The organism is Ancylobacter sp. GW821-FHT10E12 (assembly GCF_058809335.1).
Genome location: NZ_JBXASN010000003.1, coordinates 345,949 through 362,221, shown reverse-complemented (window position 1 = coordinate 362,221; position 16,273 = coordinate 345,949). Strand labels below are relative to the sequence as shown.

The window sequence follows — 16,273 nt, the reverse complement described above, 5'->3', positions numbered from 1 at the left end:
GGGGCCAAGTTCGCGTGGCGTCGCCGCGCCGGACAGGCTAAGCAGGGCGTCGTCGTCACCGCTGCCGGAACCGTTTCATGTCGCAGGCTTTCGATCTCGCCATCGTCGGCGCGGGCGTCGTCGGGCTCGGCCATGCGCTGGCGGCGGTGCGGCGCGGGCTGAGCGTGGTGGTGATCGACCGCGACGCCCAGGCCAATGGCGCCTCGGTGCGCAATTTCGGCTTCGTTACCGTCACCGGCCAGCAGCGCGGCGAATGCTGGAACCGCGCCATGCGCACGCGCGACATCTGGGCCGAGATCGCCCCCGAGGCCGGCATCGAGGTCATTCATCGCGGCCTGATGGTCGCGGTGCGCCGGCCGGAATCGCTCGCGGTGCTGGAAGCCTTCCTCGAAACCGAGATGGGCGAGGGTTGCGCGCTGCTCACCCCCGACGAGGCGCGCGCGCGCCTGCCGGCGCTGGAGCCGCATCTCGTCGGCGCGCTGTGGAGCCCGCACGACATGCGGGTGGAATCGCGCCAGGCGATCCCCAGGCTCGCCCGCTGGCTGGAAGAGGCGAAGGGCGTCGTCTTCCGCCGTACCACCGCCGTCACCGGCATCGAGCCCGGCCGCGTCCATACCGCCACCGGCGTGATCGAGGCGGAGCGCATCGTGGTGGCGCCCGGCGACGATTTCCACACCCTGCTGCCCGAGCGCTTCGCGCCCTACGCGCTCACCCGCTGCAAGCTCCACATGCTGCGCGTCGCCGACCCCGCCCTCGGCACGCTGCCCGGCTCGGTCATGAGCGACCTCTCGCTCGGCCGCTATCTCGGCTATTCCGAGCTCCCCGAGGCCGACGCGCTCAAGGCGCGCCTCGCCGCCGAGCAGCCGGGCCAGCTCGACAACGGCGTGCATCTCATCGTCGTGCAGTCGGCCGACGGCTCGCTGGTGGTCGGCGACAGCCATCACTACGCGGCGACGCCGGATCCCTTCGCGCCCGAGCATGTCGACGAGCTGATCCTCGACGAATATGCCGCGGTGTTCGGCCACCGCCCGGCGCAGGTGCTGGAGCGCTGGACCGGCACCTATGCCTCGGCCAGCGCCCGCCTCGCCCTGATCGACCGGCCCGACCCGTCGATCCGGCTGGTGGTGGTGACCAGCGGCACCGGCGCCTCCACCGGCTTCGCCATCGCCGAGGAGGCGGTGGACGAATTGTTCGACTGACGCGTTTTCCATCGGTTCATTGTTCACGGGGGCATCCATGGCGCTGAAGGCACTCATTCTCGACTGGGCCGGCACCGCGGTCGATTTCGGCTCGCGCGCGCCGATGGGCGCCTTCGTCGAGGCTTTCGCGCAGGTGGGCATCCCGCTTTCCATCGAGGAGGCGCGCGGGCCGATGGGCCTGCCCAAGCGCGACCATGTCGCCGCGCTGATCTATTCCCCCGCCGTCTCCGCCCGCTGGCTGGCCGTGCACGGCACCGCCCCCACCGAGGCGGATGTCGACCGCGTGCTGGATATTTTCGTGCCGCTGAACCTGGAAGTGATCCCGCGCCACGCCGACCTTATTCCCGGCCTGCTCGACGTGGTGGCCGGCGCCCGCGCGCGCGGCCTCAAGATCGGCTCCACCACCGGCTATACCCGCCCGATCATGGACGAGCTGATGCCGCTCGCCGCCGAGGCCGGCTATGTCCCGGACAATGTCGTGTGCGCCGGCGACCTCGCCGCCGGCCGGCCGAGCCCGCTGATGATGTACCGCACCTTCGCCGATCTCGGTGTGTGGCCGCCCTTCGAATGCGTGAAGATCGACGACACCGAGCCCGGCATCGCCGAGGGCCTCGCCGCCGGCACCTGGACCGTCGGCCTCTCGCTCTCCGGCAATGCCGCCGGCCTTTCCAAGCCCGAGCTCGACGCGCTGCCGGCCGACGAGCGCGCGGCGCTGCGGAAGCGGGCGAGCGGCCGGCTCGCCGGCGCCGGGGCGCATTTCGTCGTCGACACCATCGCCGAGCTGCCGCCGGTGCTGGAGGCCATCGAAGCCCGCCTCGCGGCGGGGCTTCGTCCCTGAGCAGCCCTCCGGCCCGCCTTTCTTTTCCCTCTCCCCGTCGGGGAGAGGTGGCCCGCGCAGCGGGTCGGTGAGGGGAGACGCGGCTGGGAAGCCAGGAAGGTCCCTCACCCCAGCCCTCTCCCCGACGGGGAGAGGGGGCCGGGCGCTCCGGGCGGAAGCCATCCTCCCACAAGGCCGTCCCCCCACAAGGCCGCCCCCACCGCGCCACCCTCGCCCGCATCCATGCCCAAACCATTGCAGCGCGGCGCCTCCTCCTCTAAACCCGCGCCGGACCGACGTTCAGGAGCCGGCGCATGGCCAAAGACAAGACCCAGAAGCTCAAGGCCCGAAAGCCTCAGGCCCATCTGCCGCGCGGCTTCGCCGATCGCGGCCCGGCCGAGCTCGCGGCCACCCGCGACATGCTCGACACCATCCGCAAGGTCTATGAGCTCTACGGCTTTGAGGCGCTGGAAACGCCGTTCGTCGAATATACCGACGCGCTCGGCAAGTTCCTGCCCGACCAGGACCGGCCGAACGAGGGCGTGTTCTCCTTCCAGGACGACGACGACCAGTGGCTGAGCCTGCGCTACGACCTCACCGCGCCGCTCGCCCGCCATGTCGCGGAGAATTTCCAGGACATCGCCAAGCCGTTCCGCTCCTATCGCGCCGGCTGGGTGTTCCGCAACGAGAAGCCCGGCCCCGGCCGCTTCCGCCAGTTCATGCAGTTCGACGCCGACACGGTGGGCGCGCCGACCGTCGCGGCCGATGCCGAGATCTGCATGATGGCGGCCGACACGCTGGAGGCGCTGGGCGTCAAGCGCGGCGACTACGTGATCAAGGTCAACAACCGCAAGGTGCTCGACGGCGTCATGGAGGCCATCGGCCTCGGCGGCGACGAGAATGCCGGCCGGCGTTTGATGGTGCTTCGCGCATTGGACAAGTTGGACAAGGTCGGCATCGAAGGGGTGCGTGACTTGCTCGGTGAGGGTCGGTGGGAAAATCCGGCCGCCAAAAGTGGAGACTTTACAAAGGGCGTCGAACTTTCAGAGCAAAAAATAGAACAAGTCTTAAAATTTTGTAGCCCGGATAATTTCCAAACTTCCTATTATGACAATTCTTTGCAGAAAGACCCCGTCAAGACGGTAGGATTTTTTCGGTCTATTTTTGATGCTCCATTATATCAAGAGGGTCTAAATGAACTTGGTGATATTGCGGAGTTGTTAGTATCGGCTGGATATGGGCCGCAACCCTATTTTAGCGGCCGTATTCATATCGACCCCTCCGTCGTGCGTGGCCTCGAATACTACACTGGCCCGGTCTTCGAGGCCGAGCTGACCTTCGAGGTGAACGACGAGAAGGGCCGTCCGGTGCGCTTCGGCTCGGTGGGCGGCGGCGGGCGCTATGACGGCCTCGTCGGTCGCTTCCGCGGCGAGGCGGTGCCGGCGACCGGCTTCTCCATCGGCGTCTCGCGGCTCGCCTCGGCGCTGTCCTATCTGAAGACCGCTGATGCCAGGCCGGAATACGGCCCCGTGGTCGTCGTCGTCATGGACCGCGACCAGACCGCCCACTACATGAAGCTGGTGGCCGATCTGCGCCAGGCCGGCATCCGCGCCGAGATGTATCTCGGCAACCCGAAGAATCTCGGCAACCAGTTCAAATATGCCGACCGCCGCAACAGTCCCTGCGTCGTCATCCAGGGCTCCGACGAGCGCGAAGCCGGCACCGTCCAGATCAAGGACCTGATCGAGGGTGCCAAGGCGGCCGCCGCGATCCGCGACAATACCGAATGGCGCGAGACCCGCCCGGCGCAGTTCACCGCGCCGGAGGCCGATCTCGTGAACAGTGTCCGCGGCGTGCTCAAGCATCACGGCATCATCGCGTCCGACGACAATGACGAGCCGGCCGCCGACATCTGAGGTCGCGCAGCCGGGTGCCGCCTCCGGCCCGGCGCGGCGGAAGGCGCCGCCATGCCGTCCGGCGCGGCCTCGTTCTCCTCGCATCGGCGACTAGGAATAAAATCATAGCGTGAATCTATCCGCACCCTGCATGCGTGGGTTTATCCTGCCGTCACCTCGTCCGGGAAGGGGCGCAACCGGAGCGACCGATCGCGCGGGCGGGGGGCGGTGGCCATGCGGGGGGAGTAACGCACCCCGCGCATGGCGGCCCAAGCCGTGCGTTCCCGGCCGGCCTTTCCGCCGGTCACGCGGCGAAGTGCACTCCTTCGGGAGCGCGCGAAGCACCGCATAGCGGAGGATAGCAAGGCAAGTCCTCCGGGGGCCGCAGGGAGCAAGCCACAAAACACCGCGTGCGGGACGCCGGGTCGGCGTGTCGGTTGGTTGAATGAAGGCTTGCACCACCTTTCTACATCAAAGGTGCAGGCGACCGCCGGAGCGATCCGGCCAGGTGTCCCGCGCGCCCTTCGGGCGCAGGAGGAACCGGTCCCGCGCGCCCGTCGGGCGCAAGGGAAACGTGCCTTCCGCGAAACTCCGGCCCGTCGCGGGCGCGGGGCTTTTGGCGTTTGCCGAGGATCCGTCCTGCCCGGCCGGCAACCATGTCGCGCGGCGTGCATGGACCCGGCCCGCCCGCTTTGCTAGAAGCGCGCTCAACCGAAGCCGCCAAGACCGCAAACACCGCCAAGACCGCAAACGCCGCCGCAAACGCCGCCGCCGACCCGCCGGCAGAGATCGAGCCGATGACCGCCGCCTCCACCCACGCCAAGGAGCTGCTCGCGCTCTATGCCCGCGCCGGCTATGGGCGCGTCGACCCGCCGGTGCTGCAGCCGGCCGACGCCTTTCTCGACCTGTCCGGCGAAGCCATGCGCCGCACCATGTTCGTCACCGCCGACGAGCAGGGCCGCGAATTGTGCCTGCGCCCGGACATCACCCTGCCGGTGTGCCGGCTCTATATCGAGGCCGGCGCCGCCCAGCCGCGCGACTATGCCTATCTCGGCCCGGTGTTCCGCTCGGACGCGCCGGGCGGCGAGTTCCTGCAGGCCGGCGTCGAATCCTTCGGCCGCGCCGACCGCGAGGCGGCGGACGCCGAACTGCTCGCCCTCGGGCTGGAGACCGCGGCGCTGTGGGGCATCGATGAGCCGAACGTGCGGCTCGGCGATGCCGGCCTGTTCGCCGCGCTGCTCGATTCGCTCACCCTGCCGCCCGGCTGGCGGCGGCGGCTGGTCAAGGATTTCGCCCGCTCCGGCAGCCTCGGCGCCGATCTCGCCATGCTGCGCCAGCGGCCGGAAGGCGGCGGCGTCGCCGCCCATGCCGGCGTGCTCTCGGCGCTGGCCGGCTCCGACAAGGCCGCCGCGCACGCCCTCGTCACCGATCTCCTGTCCATTGCCGGCATCTCGACGGTGGGCGGGCGCTCGGTGTCGGAAATCGCCGAGCGCTTCCTCGAACAGGCGGCCTCCGGCGATGCCGACGGCCTGCCGCCGGAGAAGGTCGCGGTGCTGGAGCGCTACCTCGCCATCACCGGCGAGCCGGACGGCGCCGCCCGCGCCCTCAGGACCCTCGCCGCCGACGCCGGGCTCGACCTGTCCGCCCCGCTCGACGCCTTCGAGACCCGCACCAATTTCCTCGCCGCCCAGGGCGTGGCGGTGGAGCGGCTGAACTTCGCCGCCGCCTTCGGCCGCCCGCTCGACTATTACACCGGCATGGTGTTCGAGCTGCACGAGAATGGCGGCGACACCCCGCTGGTCGCCGGCGGCCGCTATGACGGCCTGCTGTCCCGGCTCGGCGCGCCGACGCCGGTGCCGGCGGTGGGCTTTGCCGTCTGGCTCGGCCGGCTCGATGCGCTGGAGGCCCGGTCATGAGCGCGCTTACCGTTGCCGTCCCCTCCAAGGGCCGCCTGCAGGAGAATGCGAGCGAGTTCTTCGCCCGCGCCGGCATGAACCTCGCCCAGTCCCGCGGCGCCCGCGACTATCGCGGCATGCTGACCGGCGTCGAGGGAGTGGAGGTCGCCTTCCTCTCGGCCTCGGAGATCGCCAGCCAGCTGGCATCGGGCGCCGTGCATCTCGGCGTCACCGGCGAGGACCTAGTGCGGGAGAACATTTCCGACGCCGATTCCAGGGTGCTCTTGGTCGAGGGCCTCGGCTTCGGCTTCGCCAATGTGGTGGTGGCGGTGCCGCAAGCCTGGATCGACGTGCGCACCATGCGCGACCTCGACGACGTGGCGACGCATTTCCACGCCAGCCGCGGCCGGCGCGTCCGCGTGGCGACGAAATACCTGAACCTGACGCGCGCGTTCTTCGCCCGCCATGGCATTGTCGACTACCGCATCGTCGAGAGCCTGGGGGCGACCGAGGGCACCCCGGCTGCCGGCACCGCCGAGCTGATCGTCGACATCACCACCACCGGCTCGACGCTGGCGGCCAATGCGCTGAAGGTGATCGACGACGGCGTCATCCTGCGCTCGGAGGCCAATCTCGTCGCCTCGCTGAACGCCGACTGGACGGACGAGGCCAGGGCCGCCGCCCGCGCGCTGCTGGATCGCGTCACCGCCGCCAAGCGCGCGGCGACCATGCGCGAGGTGAAGTCGCGCTTCTCCGCCTGCGACACCGCGGTGGTGACGGAAGCGGTGCGGCGCTTCCGCGCGCTCGCCCCCTTCGGCGCCCCGACCTCGTCCGGCATGGTGACGCTGCACTGCCCGCCGGACACGCTGCATGCGCTGGCGGTGTTCCTGCGCGAGAAGGGCGCCTCGACCGTCTCGGTCGGCCCGCTGGACTACGTCTTCGCCGCCGAGAACCCGCTCTACGAGAAGCTGGCGGCGCGGCTGGGCTGAGGGGCGCCTGCGTGCTTCGAGGCTCGCTGCCGCTCGCACCTCAGCATGACGGGGTTGTTGCAGAAAAGGGCGGGGCGTCATCCTGAGGTGCCCGGCGGCACGCCGGGCCTCGAAGGACGCAGGTGATCCGGCACGGGGCCGATCCGCTAGCCCCTTGCCGCCAGCCCGGCCTGCGCTACCGCCTCCAGCGCGAAATCCTCCGCCTCGCCGATGGCGAAGCCGAACAGGATCAGGCACGGGCCGGTCGGATTGCCGCGAAACTTATCCGCCACCGCCGCATCGAGCTTATCCTTCAGCGTCGAGACGGTGGCCGCCACCCGGACTTCCTCAGGTCGGGTGGCGGAGAAGATGGCGAGGGCGGGCGTATGCGGATCGAGGCCGGCCTGCATCGCCTTGCCGGCGAGTTCGCCCCAGGTGCGCTGCGGCATGTAGACCACCGTGGTCGCCGCCCGGTCGGCCAGCGCCGTCCAGTCGAGATCGCGCGGCAGCTTGCCGTCGCGCGCATGGGCGGTGACGAATTGCAGCCGGCGCGCATGGTCGCGATGGGTGAGCGATACGCCGATCCGGCTCGCCGCCCCCTGCGCCGCGGTGATGCCCGGCACCACCTCGAAGGGCAGGCCGGCGGCGCGGGCGGCGGCGATCTCCTCGCCGGCGCGGCCGAACACCATCGGGTCGCCGCCCTTCAGCCGCACCACCCGCTTGCCCTGCCTGGCCAGCGAGACCATCAGCGCGTTGATGTCGTCCTGCTTGCAGGAGGGGCGGTAGCCGGACTTGCCGACCAGCGTCTTCTTCGCCTCGCGGCGGGCGACGTCGAGCACCGCCGGGGCGACGAGGTCGTCATAGAGCACCACGTCGGCCGATTGCAGCACCCGCACCGCGCGCAGCGTCAGCAGTTCCGGGTCGCCCGGCCCGGCGCCGACCAGCGCGATCGAGCCGCGCCCGTCGGCCTCGCGCTCGTCGCGCGCGCGGGCGAGCAGGTCGTCGCGCAGGCCCTCGTCGGGGATGGCGTCGGGATGTTCCAGCGCTTGGCGGGTGAAGCGCTCCCAGAAGCGGCGCCGGCCGTGATGGCCGAGCTCGAGCGCGCTGACGAACGGACGCCAGCTCTGCGCCGCCTTCGCCCAGTGCCGGAAACCCTGCGGGATCACCGATTCGATCTTGGCCCGCACCGCCTGGCCGAACACCGGCGCCGCGCCGTCGGTGGAGATGCCCACCACCAGCGGCGAGCGGTTGACGATGGCGCCGAAGGCGAAATCGCAGAAGGCCGGCTTGTCGACCACGTTCACCGGCACGCCGGCCGCCCGCGCCGCCGCGGCGAAGCGCGCGGCCTCATCCTCATGCTCGAAATCACCGATGACGATGGCCGCGCCGGAAAAGTCCTCCGGCCGCCAGTCGCGCGCGTGCAGGGCGATGCGCCCGCCCGCCTCGGCGATCAGCTCGGCGAGCGAGGGGGAGACCTCGGCGGCGTAGACATGCAGCTCCGCGCCGGCGGCGGCGATCAGCTCGGCCTTCCAGGCGGCGGCATCGGAGCCGCCGGCCAGCACCACGCGCCGTCCCCCCAGCGCGAAGAACACCGGCAGCCGGGCGAGCGGCGCCATGCGGCCGCCGCCCTGCTCGGTGGGGCGGCGCGGGGAAGGGGCATCGCCCGGAAGATCGGCCATGGCGGGTTCTCGTCGCGTGTTGGCGTCGGCAGTGCGGTAAACGCGTATTATACCACGGACCGCCCGCTGTTGAATGCGGGCGTCGAGGGGATGCCCCGTGGTCGCGCGGCCTCAATGCGCCTTTTCGGACAGCCTGTCGGTCCAGGCCAGCACCACGCCGGAGACCACGAACACCACATGGATGATGACCAGCCACATCAGCTGCTTCTCGTCGACGCCCTTGTCGAGATTCATGAACGCCTTGAGCAGCGCGATGGCGGAGATGGCGACGATGGAGGCCAGCAGCTTCTGCTTCAGCCCGGCGAAATCGACCTTGGTCATCCATTCCGGCCAGTCGGCATGGCCCTCGGCATCGATCTTGGAGACGAAATTCTCGTAGCCGGAGAAGATGACGATGATCACGAGGCTGCCGGTGAAGGTCAGGTCGATGAGCGACAGGATGCCGAGGATGATGTCGCTCTCGTCCGAGGCATAGGCGTGGGTGATGAAATGGAACAGCTCGTGGCCGAACTTCAGCAGCAGCACGCCGAGCGCGATCACCAGCCCGATATAGAAGGGCGCCATGATCCAGCGGCTGATGAAGATGAAGCGTTCGATGATCTTTTCCATGTCCCGCCTTGCGCTTTCCATAGGCCGCGGCCGCGAACCGGCCGCCCCTTCTCGCAGATGCGAGATGGGTGACATGACCGGGCGGCAGGATCAAGGGGGGAGACGGGCGGGGCAAGGTCGTGGCGGCGGCGCGGTCGCGGCAGGGCGGCGCATATTTGTCATCCCGGCCGCAGGCAGGGCCGGGATGACAGCCGGTATTAGGTTCCGACGGTCGGCTTCAGGCGCCGACGCCGGTGCCGATCGGGCAGGAGATCCCGGTGCCGCCGAGGCCGCAATAGCCGTTCGGGTTCTTCGCGAGATATTGCTGGTGATAGCCCTCGGCGAAGTAGAATTCCGGCGCCGGCACGATCTCGGTGGTGATCGCGTCATAGCCCCTGGCGGCCAGCGCCTTGCCATAGGCGGCCTTGCCGGCTTCCGCCGCCGCCTGCTGCTCGGGGGAAAGCGTATAGATTCCCGAGCGGTACTGGGTGCCGATGTCGTTGCCTTGCTGCATGCCCTGCGTCGGGTTGTGGCTCTCGAAGAACAGCTTGAGCAGTTCGTCATAGCTCACGACCTTGGGATCGTAGACTACCAACACCGCCTCGGTATGTCCGGTGCGGCCCGAGCAGACTTCCTCATAGGTCGGGTTCGGCGTCGGCCCGTTGACATAGCCGACGGCGGTCACCCACACGCCCGGCATCTGCCAGAACTTGCGCTCCGCGCCCCAGAAGCAGCCGAGCGCGAAAATGGCGGTCTCGAAGCCTTCCGGGTACGGCCCCTTGATCGGCCGGCCGGAGACGAAATGCGTGGTGGCCGTCGGCAGCGGCGCGGCGCGCCCCGGCAGCGCTTCGGACGCGGTCGGCAGTTCAAGCGATTTCTTGAAGAAGAACATCGTTACGTCCCTCGTTTTTGCGCGACCGATATGGGGATTCGCCCGCCGCTTTGCGAGGGGCGATCTTCCGCGCGCCGGTCAGCCCCGCTTGCGGCCGAGCAGCATCAGCGCGAAGCCGGGCACCGCCAGCACCGCCGCCAGCGGCGCGTCCAGCAGCGGCACAACGACGCTGCCCCAGCTGCCGGCCGGCAGATTGGCCTCCGCCAGCGCCTGCAGCCGGGCAAGGCTCCCCGCGCTCGCCGCCATCCAGGCATCCCCCAGCGGCGTGTAGACGAGGCTCGCCGAGGCGATGGAGCGCACCCCGTCCAGCACGAAGGCCACGAAGCCGCCGGCGAGCAGCCACATGCCGAGAAAGCGCAGCAGAAACCGTATCATGTCGTCGCTCCCCGGCCTGGCGATCCGCGCCTTGCGGCGGGCGGACCCGCCGCTCCGCCTCAGCGTCCTCCGTCTAAGCGCCCGCCGCCGGGCTGGCAAGCACGCGGGGGTGGCTTGCGCGGTCCGGTCGCCGTCGGGGATGTCGGCGGGCCGCGCCGGCTCGCGGGTCCGTGATGTTCCTTAGAGTTGATGTGAATCAAGGCTGGCCCCTACGCCCGCGCCGATGTTCCGGCCGGAATGTGGAGACGCCCGATGCCGTTCGACGGCCGGGCGGGTGGAGGGTTTCATGCCTCAATCGGCAAGCAGCGCGGCGCCGGACCCCGTCGGGGTGCCGCCTTCGAAGAGTCTCACCTTCGGGGAAGGGGGGCTCGCGGCGGTGTTCGTGCTGCTGGCCATCGCCTCGCTCACCGTGGCGGCCAAGGCGGAGACGGCGGCCTATGCCTTCCACGCCTACCTGACCACGCTCGCCAGCCTCGCCACCGTCTTCGTCATCCTCAACCGCTATGTCGACCGCCCGGCGACGCTGCCGGCGCTCACGGTCGACGGACGGCCGAACTACAATTTCGGCCCGGTGAAGTTCTGCACCGTGGCGGCGATGTTCTGGGGCATTGCCGGCTTCCTGGTCGGGGTGATCATCGCCTTCCAGCTCGCCTTCCCGGCGCTGAATTTCGACCTGCCCTTCACCAGCTTCGGCCGGCTGCGGCCGCTGCACACCTCGGCGGTGATCTTCGCCTTCGGCGGCAACGTGCTGATCGGCACGTCGTTCTACGTGGTGCAGCGCACCTGCCATGCCCGGCTGGTCGGCTATCTGGCGCCGTGGTTCGTCGTGCTCGGCTACAATTTCTTCATCGTCGTCGCCGGCACCGGCTATCTGCTCGGCATCACCCAGGGCAAGGAATACGCCGAGCCCGAATGGTATGCCGACCTGTGGCTCACCGTGGTGTGGGTGACCTACCTGCTCGTGTTCCTCGGCACCATCTGGCGCCGCAAGGAGCCGCACATCTATGTGGCGAACTGGTTCTACCTCGCCTTCATCGTCACCATCGCCGTGCTGCATCTCGGCAACAACGCCACCATCCCGGTATCGGTGTTCTCGCCCAAGTCCTACATCGTGTGGTCGGGCGTGCAGGATGCGATGGTGCAGTGGTGGTACGGCCACAACGCGGTCGGCTTCTTCCTCACCGCCGGCTTCCTCGCCATCATGTACTACTTCATTCCCAAGCGGGCCGAGCGGCCGGTCTATTCCTACCGGCTGTCGATCGTCCACTTCTGGGCGCTGATCTTCATCTATATCTGGGCCGGCCCGCACCACCTGCACTACACCGCGCTGCCGGACTGGGCGCAGACGCTGGGCATGACCTTCTCGATCATCCTGTGGATGCCGTCCTGGGGCGGCATGATCAACGGGCTGATGACGCTGTCCGGCGCCTGGGACAAGCTGCGCACCGACCCGGTGCTGCGCATGCTGGTGGTCTCGGTGGCCTTCTACGGCATGTCGACCTTCGAGGGTCCGATGATGTCGGTGAAGGCGGTGAACTCGCTCAGCCACTACACCGACTGGACCATCGGCCATGTGCATTCCGGCGCGCTGGGCTGGGTCGCCTACATCTCCTTCGGCGCCATCTACTGCCTGGTGCCGTGGCTGTGGAACAAGCGCGAATTGTATTCGCTGCGCCTCGTCAACTGGCACTTCTGGATCTCGACGCTGGGCATCGTCTTCTACATCTCGGCGATGTGGGTGGCGGGCATCCTGCAGGGACTGATGTGGCGCGCCTACACCTCGCTCGGCTTCCTCGAATACTCGTTCATCGAGACCGTCGAGGCGATGCATCCCTTCTATGTGATCCGTGCCATCGGCGGCGTGCTGTTCCTGGTCGGCGCCCTGATCATGGCCTTCAACCTGTGGATGACGGTGCGCGCCCCCAGCGCGGCGCCCGCCGGCACCCCGGCCTTCGTCCCGGCCGAGTGAGGAAACCCGTCATGGCAACCGCAACATCTTCGAAGTCGCTGTGGTCGAGGCACGCCTTCCTCGAGAAGAACTCGATCTGGCTGATCATCGGCATCCTGCTGGTGATCTCGGTCGGCGGCCTCGTCGAGATCGTGCCGCTGTTCTACCTCAAGAGCACCATCGAGCAGGTCTCCGGCGTGCGGCCCTGGTCGCCGCTGGAGCTCGCCGGGCGCAACATCTATGTCCGCGAGGGCTGCTACAACTGCCATTCGCAGATGATCCGCCCGCTGCGCGACGAGGTCGAGCGCTACGGCCATTACTCGCTGGCGGTCGAGAGCATGTATGACCGGCCGTTCCAGTGGGGCTCCAAGCGCACCGGGCCGGACCTCGCCCGCGTCGGCGGCAAATATTCCGACGAGTGGCAGCGCCAGCACCTCGCCGATCCGCGCTCGGTGGTGCCGGGCTCGATCATGCCGGGCTACCCCTTCCTCGCCCAGAACCGGCTCGAGGCGGACGACATCGCGCAGGACATGAAGGTCAATGCCGTGCTCGGCGTGCCCTATAGCGACGAGATGATCGCCGCGGCACGCGCCGACCTGCGCACCCAGGCGATCACCGACGCCGCCGACTCGTCCGCGCTGCAGGCCCGCTATCCCGGCGCGCAGGTCCGCGATTTCGACGGCAATCCCGCCGAGGTCACCGAGGCGGACGCGCTGATCGCCTATCTGCAGGCGCTCGGTTCCATGGTCGATTTCAAGCTCTACGACGACAAGGCCAACATCCGCTGAGGAGGGTGAGATGAACGAGACCTATCGCGCCCTGGCCGAATTCGCCCAGACCTGGGGCCTTCTGTACTTCGTCGGGCTGTTCGCCTGCGTGCTCGTCTATGCGCTGTCGCCCCGGCGCAAGCATGAATTCGACGAAGCCGCCCGCCTGCCTCTGAGCGAGGATTGAGATCATGGCCGAGACGCATCACACCGAGGTCGACGCCCATAGCGGCGTGTCCACCACCGGCCACGACTGGGACGGCATCCGCGAACTGAACAACCCGCTGCCGCGCTGGTGGCTGTGGACTTTCTACGCCTGCATACTCTGGGCGGTGGTCTACTGGGTGCTGTTCCCCGCCTGGCCGCTGGTGACCAGCTACACCTATGGCGTGCTCGGCTGGAAATCGCGCGAGGCGATCCAGACCGACCTCGCCCAGCTCAGGGCGCAGCGCGCCGTGTTCGCCGACAGGCTGGCGGCCGCCTCGCTGCCGGAGATCGAGCAGAACCCGGAACTGCTCGCCTTCGCCCGCGCCCAGGGCCGGGCGGCCTTCGGCGACAATTGCGCCCCGTGCCACGGCGCAGGCGGCGGCGGCGCCAGGGGCTATCCGAACCTGAACGATGACGACTGGGTCTGGGGCGGCACGCTGCCGGAGATCTACGCCACCATCCAGCACGGCGCCCGCTCCGCCGACCCGGACGCGCATGTCGGCGACATGCCGGCCTTTGGCCGCGACGGCATGCTGCAGCGCCCGGAGATCGTCGTCGCCGCCGACTATGTGCGTCATCTCGCCGGGCTGCCGCCTGCGGAGGGGGCGGACATCGTCAAGGGGCAGGCGGTGTTCGAGGCCAATTGCGCCGCCTGCCATGGCGCCGACGGCAAGGGCAACAGGGAGCTCGGCGCGCCGAACCTCGCCGACGCGATCTGGCTCTACGGCTCCGACCGGGCGACGCTGATCCAGACCATCTCCAATGGCCGCAGCGGCATCATGCCGGCCTGGAAGGGCCGCCTCGACGACGGCACCCTCAAGGCGCTCACCGTCTATGTCCACACGCTGGGCGGCGGGCAGTGAGGGGGGAGCTTCCCCTCCCTTACTTGCCCTCTCCTCGACGGGGAGAGGGAGCAAATGCCCTGAGAGGACAGCCCAGCCGGAGACATCCTGCCGCATAAGCATTTTCCCGCCCGGCATCGACCGGATCAACGGCGGCGACGCGGGCCGGTAGACAGGAATGGCGGCCGGGGACCATGCGGGCCGCATGCCGGGGAACGACATGACCGCTGCGATCCGCCCGACCGAAACCGCCGCCGAGGAGCCGCTCTACGAGGCGCGGCGCAAGATTTACCCGATCGCGGTGCGCGGCACCTTCCGGCGCATCAAGTGGACGTTGCTGGTCGTCACGCTCGGCATCTACTACCTGCTGCCCTTCGTGCGCTGGGATCGCGGGCCGGGTGCGCCCTCGCAGGCGGTGCTGGTCGATTTTCCCAACAGCCGCTTCTATTTCTTCTTCATCGAGATCTGGCCGCAGGAGATCTATTACCTCACCGGCCTCCTGATCCTCGCCGCGCTGGTGCTGTTCCTGATGAACGCCGTGGCCGGGCGCGTCTGGTGCGGCTATCTGTGCCCGCAGACGGTGTGGACCGACCTGTTCCAGGCCATCGAGCGCCTCGTCGAGGGCGATCCGCGCCAGCGCCGCGAGAAGCTGAAGACCGCCTCGCGCACCCGCCGCGCCTTCGAGGCGGCGTCCAAGCATGTACTGTGGCTGATGCTGGCCTGGTGGACCGGCGGCGCCTGGGTGCTGTATTTCGCCGACGCCCCGACGCTGGTCGTCCAGCTGATCAAGGGCGAGGCCCCGGCGATCGCCTATATCTGGATCGGCATCCTCACCTTCACCACCTATGTGCTCGCCGGCCACATGCGCGAGCAGGTCTGCACCTATATGTGCCCGTGGCCGCGCATCCAGGCAGCGCTCACCGACGAATATGCGCTGAACGTCACCTATCGCTACGATCGCGGCGAGCCGCGCGGTTCGCTGAAGAAGACGCAGGCGCTGAAGCTCCAGGGCCTGCCGGGCGGCGACTGCGTCGATTGCCGCCAATGCGTGTCGGCCTGCCCGACCGGCGTCGACATCCGCGACGGCCTGCAACTGGGCTGCGTGCAGTGCGGCCTGTGCATCGACGCCTGCGACACCGTCATGCGCAAGATCGGCCGCCCGGAAGGGCTGATCGCCTACGACACCGACATGAACGTGCAGCGCCGCCAGCGCGGCGAGGCGCCGGTCTACAAGCCGGTCCGCGCCCGCACCGTGCTCTATGCGGCGCTGATCGTGCTGATCGGCGGCTTCATGGTGGCGGTGCTGGCGACGCGCGGCTCGGAGGGCCTGTCGGTCATCCATGACCGCAACCCGCTGTTCGTGCGGCTGTCGGACGGCTCGATCCGCAACGCCTACACGCTGCGCATCGTCAACAAGCAGCTGCTGCCGCGCCGCTTCGCCATCTCGGTCGAGGGCGTGCCGGAGGCGAGCCTCGAGGTGGTCGGCGAGACGGCGGCGCCCGGCGCCGACCCGGTGGTGATGGTCGGCCCGGACCAGACCTATGAGGTCCGGGTGCTGGTCTCCAGCGCGGCCAGGCTGCCGGCCAATGCTTCGCTCGACGTCACCTTCCGGCTCAAGGACGTGGCCGGCGGCGAGGTCGTCTCCGTGCCCGACCATTTCAAGGGGCCCTGAACCATGACGGCGCAACGTTCTTCCCCGGAAGTGCCCACCGGCGGCCGGCCCATCGGCGGGGGCACCGTGCTCGCCTGCTTCCTCGCCTTTTTCGGCGTGGTCTTCGCGGTGAACGGCCTCCTGGTCCGCGCCGCGCTCACCAGCTTCGGCGGGGTGGAGACCGAGAGCTCCTACAAGGCTGGCCTCGACTTCGCCCGCGAGGAGGATGCCGCCGCCCGGCAGGCGACGTTGCATTGGCAGGTGGCGGCGCATGTCGCCGACGGCGCCTTCGAGGTGACCGCCCGCGATGCCGGCGGCAACCCGATCGCCGGGCTGGAGCTCGCCGCGGTGCTGCACCATCCGACCGACCGCCGGCTCGACATCGCCATCGAGGCCGAACCGGCCGGCGCCGGCGTCTGGAAGGCGCATCCGCAGGTGCCGCCCGGCCAGTGGGAACTGATGATCGACCTGTCGCGCGACGGCACGCGGCAGTTCCGCTCGATGAACCGGGTGGTGACGAGGTAGCGCCATGGGTCCGAACGGCATGAGC

General features: G+C 69.0%; 15 protein-coding genes. 11 read left to right on the top strand and 4 right to left on the bottom strand.

The genetic code is table 11. The annotated features are described in order from the left end of the window. The first annotated feature begins 77 nt into the window (after positions 1–77). The 5 genes from AC1RU4_RS05875 (at position 78) to hisG (ending at position 6,795) form a co-directional block, all read left to right on the top strand. Positions 78–1,199 (top strand): TIGR03364 family FAD-dependent oxidoreductase, encoded by a 1,122-nt coding sequence (locus AC1RU4_RS05875; RefSeq protein ID WP_492890087.1) that lies wholly within the window; start codon positions 78–80, stop codon positions 1,197–1,199. Between the two features lie 37 nt (positions 1,200–1,236). Continuing rightward, a complete protein-coding gene (gene phnX, locus AC1RU4_RS05870; protein ID WP_492890086.1) occupies positions 1,237–2,037 on the top strand; it encodes a phosphonoacetaldehyde hydrolase in 801 nt (266 codons plus the stop codon). A gap of 293 nt (positions 2,038–2,330) precedes the next feature. Further along, positions 2,331–3,932: a histidine--tRNA ligase gene (gene hisS / locus AC1RU4_RS05865; protein WP_492890085.1), complete on the top strand. Its 1,602-nt coding sequence runs from the start codon at positions 2,331–2,333 to the stop codon at positions 3,930–3,932. A 776-nt stretch (positions 3,933–4,708) separates the two neighbouring features. After that, entirely contained in the window at positions 4,709–5,827 is a 1,119-nt protein-coding gene (locus AC1RU4_RS05860) for an ATP phosphoribosyltransferase regulatory subunit (RefSeq protein ID WP_492890084.1), read from the top strand. Beyond that, the gene (gene hisG, locus AC1RU4_RS05855) at positions 5,824–6,795 is read left to right on the top strand and encodes an ATP phosphoribosyltransferase (RefSeq protein WP_492890083.1); all 972 of its coding nucleotides are present in this window, start codon (positions 5,824–5,826) and stop codon (positions 6,793–6,795) included. The genes AC1RU4_RS05860 and hisG overlap by 4 nt, the downstream gene beginning before the upstream one ends. A gap of 146 nt (positions 6,796–6,941) precedes the next feature. Here hisG and cysG read toward each other — a convergent pair whose 3' ends face one another. The 4 genes from cysG to AC1RU4_RS05835 all read right to left on the bottom strand — a co-directional run bounded on the left by cysG (position 6,942) and on the right by AC1RU4_RS05835 (position 10,308). Next, the gene (gene cysG, locus AC1RU4_RS05850; protein ID WP_492890082.1) at positions 6,942–8,453 is read right to left on the bottom strand and encodes a siroheme synthase CysG; all 1,512 of its coding nucleotides are present in this window, start codon (positions 8,451–8,453) and stop codon (positions 6,942–6,944) included. 111 nt (positions 8,454–8,564) lie between these two features. Next, a complete protein-coding gene (locus AC1RU4_RS05845) occupies positions 8,565–9,062 on the bottom strand; it encodes a TIGR00645 family protein (protein ID WP_492890081.1) in 498 nt (165 codons plus the stop codon). Between the two features lie 217 nt (positions 9,063–9,279). After that, positions 9,280–9,933, bottom strand: a complete 654-nt coding sequence (msrA, locus tag AC1RU4_RS05840) for a peptide-methionine (S)-S-oxide reductase MsrA (RefSeq protein WP_492890080.1) — start codon at positions 9,931–9,933, stop codon at positions 9,280–9,282. Positions 9,934–10,011: 78 nt separating this feature from the next. Continuing rightward, positions 10,012–10,308: a hypothetical protein gene (locus AC1RU4_RS05835; RefSeq protein ID WP_492890079.1), complete on the bottom strand. Its 297-nt coding sequence runs from the start codon at positions 10,306–10,308 to the stop codon at positions 10,012–10,014. Between the two features lie 286 nt (positions 10,309–10,594). Here AC1RU4_RS05835 and ccoN point away from each other — a divergent pair, with 286 nt between their 5' ends. From ccoN to AC1RU4_RS05805, 6 genes are all read left to right on the top strand, one after another. Continuing rightward, positions 10,595–12,277, top strand: a complete 1,683-nt coding sequence (gene ccoN / locus AC1RU4_RS05830) for a cytochrome-c oxidase, cbb3-type subunit I (protein ID WP_492890078.1) — start codon at positions 10,595–10,597, stop codon at positions 12,275–12,277. A gap of 11 nt (positions 12,278–12,288) precedes the next feature. Beyond that, complete coding sequence (ccoO, locus tag AC1RU4_RS05825; protein ID WP_492890077.1) at positions 12,289–13,044, top strand: cytochrome-c oxidase, cbb3-type subunit II; 756 nt, start codon at positions 12,289–12,291, stop codon at positions 13,042–13,044. 10 nt (positions 13,045–13,054) lie between these two features. Further along, on the top strand, positions 13,055–13,210 hold the full coding sequence (locus AC1RU4_RS05820; protein WP_492890076.1) for a cbb3-type cytochrome c oxidase subunit 3: 156 nt from the start codon (positions 13,055–13,057) through the stop codon (positions 13,208–13,210). A gap of 4 nt (positions 13,211–13,214) precedes the next feature. Then, positions 13,215–14,093 (top strand): cytochrome-c oxidase, cbb3-type subunit III, encoded by an 879-nt coding sequence (gene ccoP / locus AC1RU4_RS05815; RefSeq protein WP_492890075.1) that lies wholly within the window; start codon positions 13,215–13,217, stop codon positions 14,091–14,093. Between the two features lie 199 nt (positions 14,094–14,292). Next, positions 14,293–15,744 (top strand): cytochrome c oxidase accessory protein CcoG, encoded by a 1,452-nt coding sequence (gene ccoG, locus AC1RU4_RS05810; RefSeq protein ID WP_492890074.1) that lies wholly within the window; start codon positions 14,293–14,295, stop codon positions 15,742–15,744. Between the two features lie 3 nt (positions 15,745–15,747). Further along, entirely contained in the window at positions 15,748–16,248 is a 501-nt protein-coding gene (locus tag AC1RU4_RS05805; protein ID WP_492890073.1) for a FixH family protein, read from the top strand. The last annotated feature ends 25 nt before the right edge of the window (positions 16,249–16,273 follow it).

What these genes read in the sequence shown, in the direction of transcription:
- AC1RU4_RS05875 (WP_492890087.1), top strand. Translation starts at nt 78, where the DNA reads ATGTCGCAGGCTTTCGATCTCGCCATCGTCGGCGCGGGCGTCGTCGGG.
- phnX (WP_492890086.1), top strand. Translation starts at nt 1,237, where the DNA reads ATGGCGCTGAAGGCACTCATTCTCGACTGGGCCGGCACCGCGGTCGAT.
- hisS (WP_492890085.1), top strand. Translation starts at nt 2,331, where the DNA reads ATGGCCAAAGACAAGACCCAGAAGCTCAAGGCCCGAAAGCCTCAGGCC.
- AC1RU4_RS05860 (WP_492890084.1), top strand. Translation starts at nt 4,709, where the DNA reads ATGACCGCCGCCTCCACCCACGCCAAGGAGCTGCTCGCGCTCTATGCC.
- hisG (WP_492890083.1), top strand. Translation starts at nt 5,824, where the DNA reads ATGAGCGCGCTTACCGTTGCCGTCCCCTCCAAGGGCCGCCTGCAGGAG.
- cysG (WP_492890082.1), bottom strand. Translation starts at nt 8,453, where the DNA reads ATGGCCGATCTTCCGGGCGATGCCCCTTCCCCGCGCCGCCCCACCGAG.
- AC1RU4_RS05845 (WP_492890081.1), bottom strand. Translation starts at nt 9,062, where the DNA reads ATGGAAAAGATCATCGAACGCTTCATCTTCATCAGCCGCTGGATCATG.
- msrA (WP_492890080.1), bottom strand. Translation starts at nt 9,933, where the DNA reads ATGTTCTTCTTCAAGAAATCGCTTGAACTGCCGACCGCGTCCGAAGCG.
- AC1RU4_RS05835 (WP_492890079.1), bottom strand. Translation starts at nt 10,308, where the DNA reads ATGATACGGTTTCTGCTGCGCTTTCTCGGCATGTGGCTGCTCGCCGGC.
- ccoN (WP_492890078.1), top strand. Translation starts at nt 10,595, where the DNA reads ATGCCTCAATCGGCAAGCAGCGCGGCGCCGGACCCCGTCGGGGTGCCG.
- ccoO (WP_492890077.1), top strand. Translation starts at nt 12,289, where the DNA reads ATGGCAACCGCAACATCTTCGAAGTCGCTGTGGTCGAGGCACGCCTTC.
- AC1RU4_RS05820 (WP_492890076.1), top strand. Translation starts at nt 13,055, where the DNA reads ATGAACGAGACCTATCGCGCCCTGGCCGAATTCGCCCAGACCTGGGGC.
- ccoP (WP_492890075.1), top strand. Translation starts at nt 13,215, where the DNA reads ATGGCCGAGACGCATCACACCGAGGTCGACGCCCATAGCGGCGTGTCC.
- ccoG (WP_492890074.1), top strand. Translation starts at nt 14,293, where the DNA reads ATGACCGCTGCGATCCGCCCGACCGAAACCGCCGCCGAGGAGCCGCTC.
- AC1RU4_RS05805 (WP_492890073.1), top strand. Translation starts at nt 15,748, where the DNA reads ATGACGGCGCAACGTTCTTCCCCGGAAGTGCCCACCGGCGGCCGGCCC.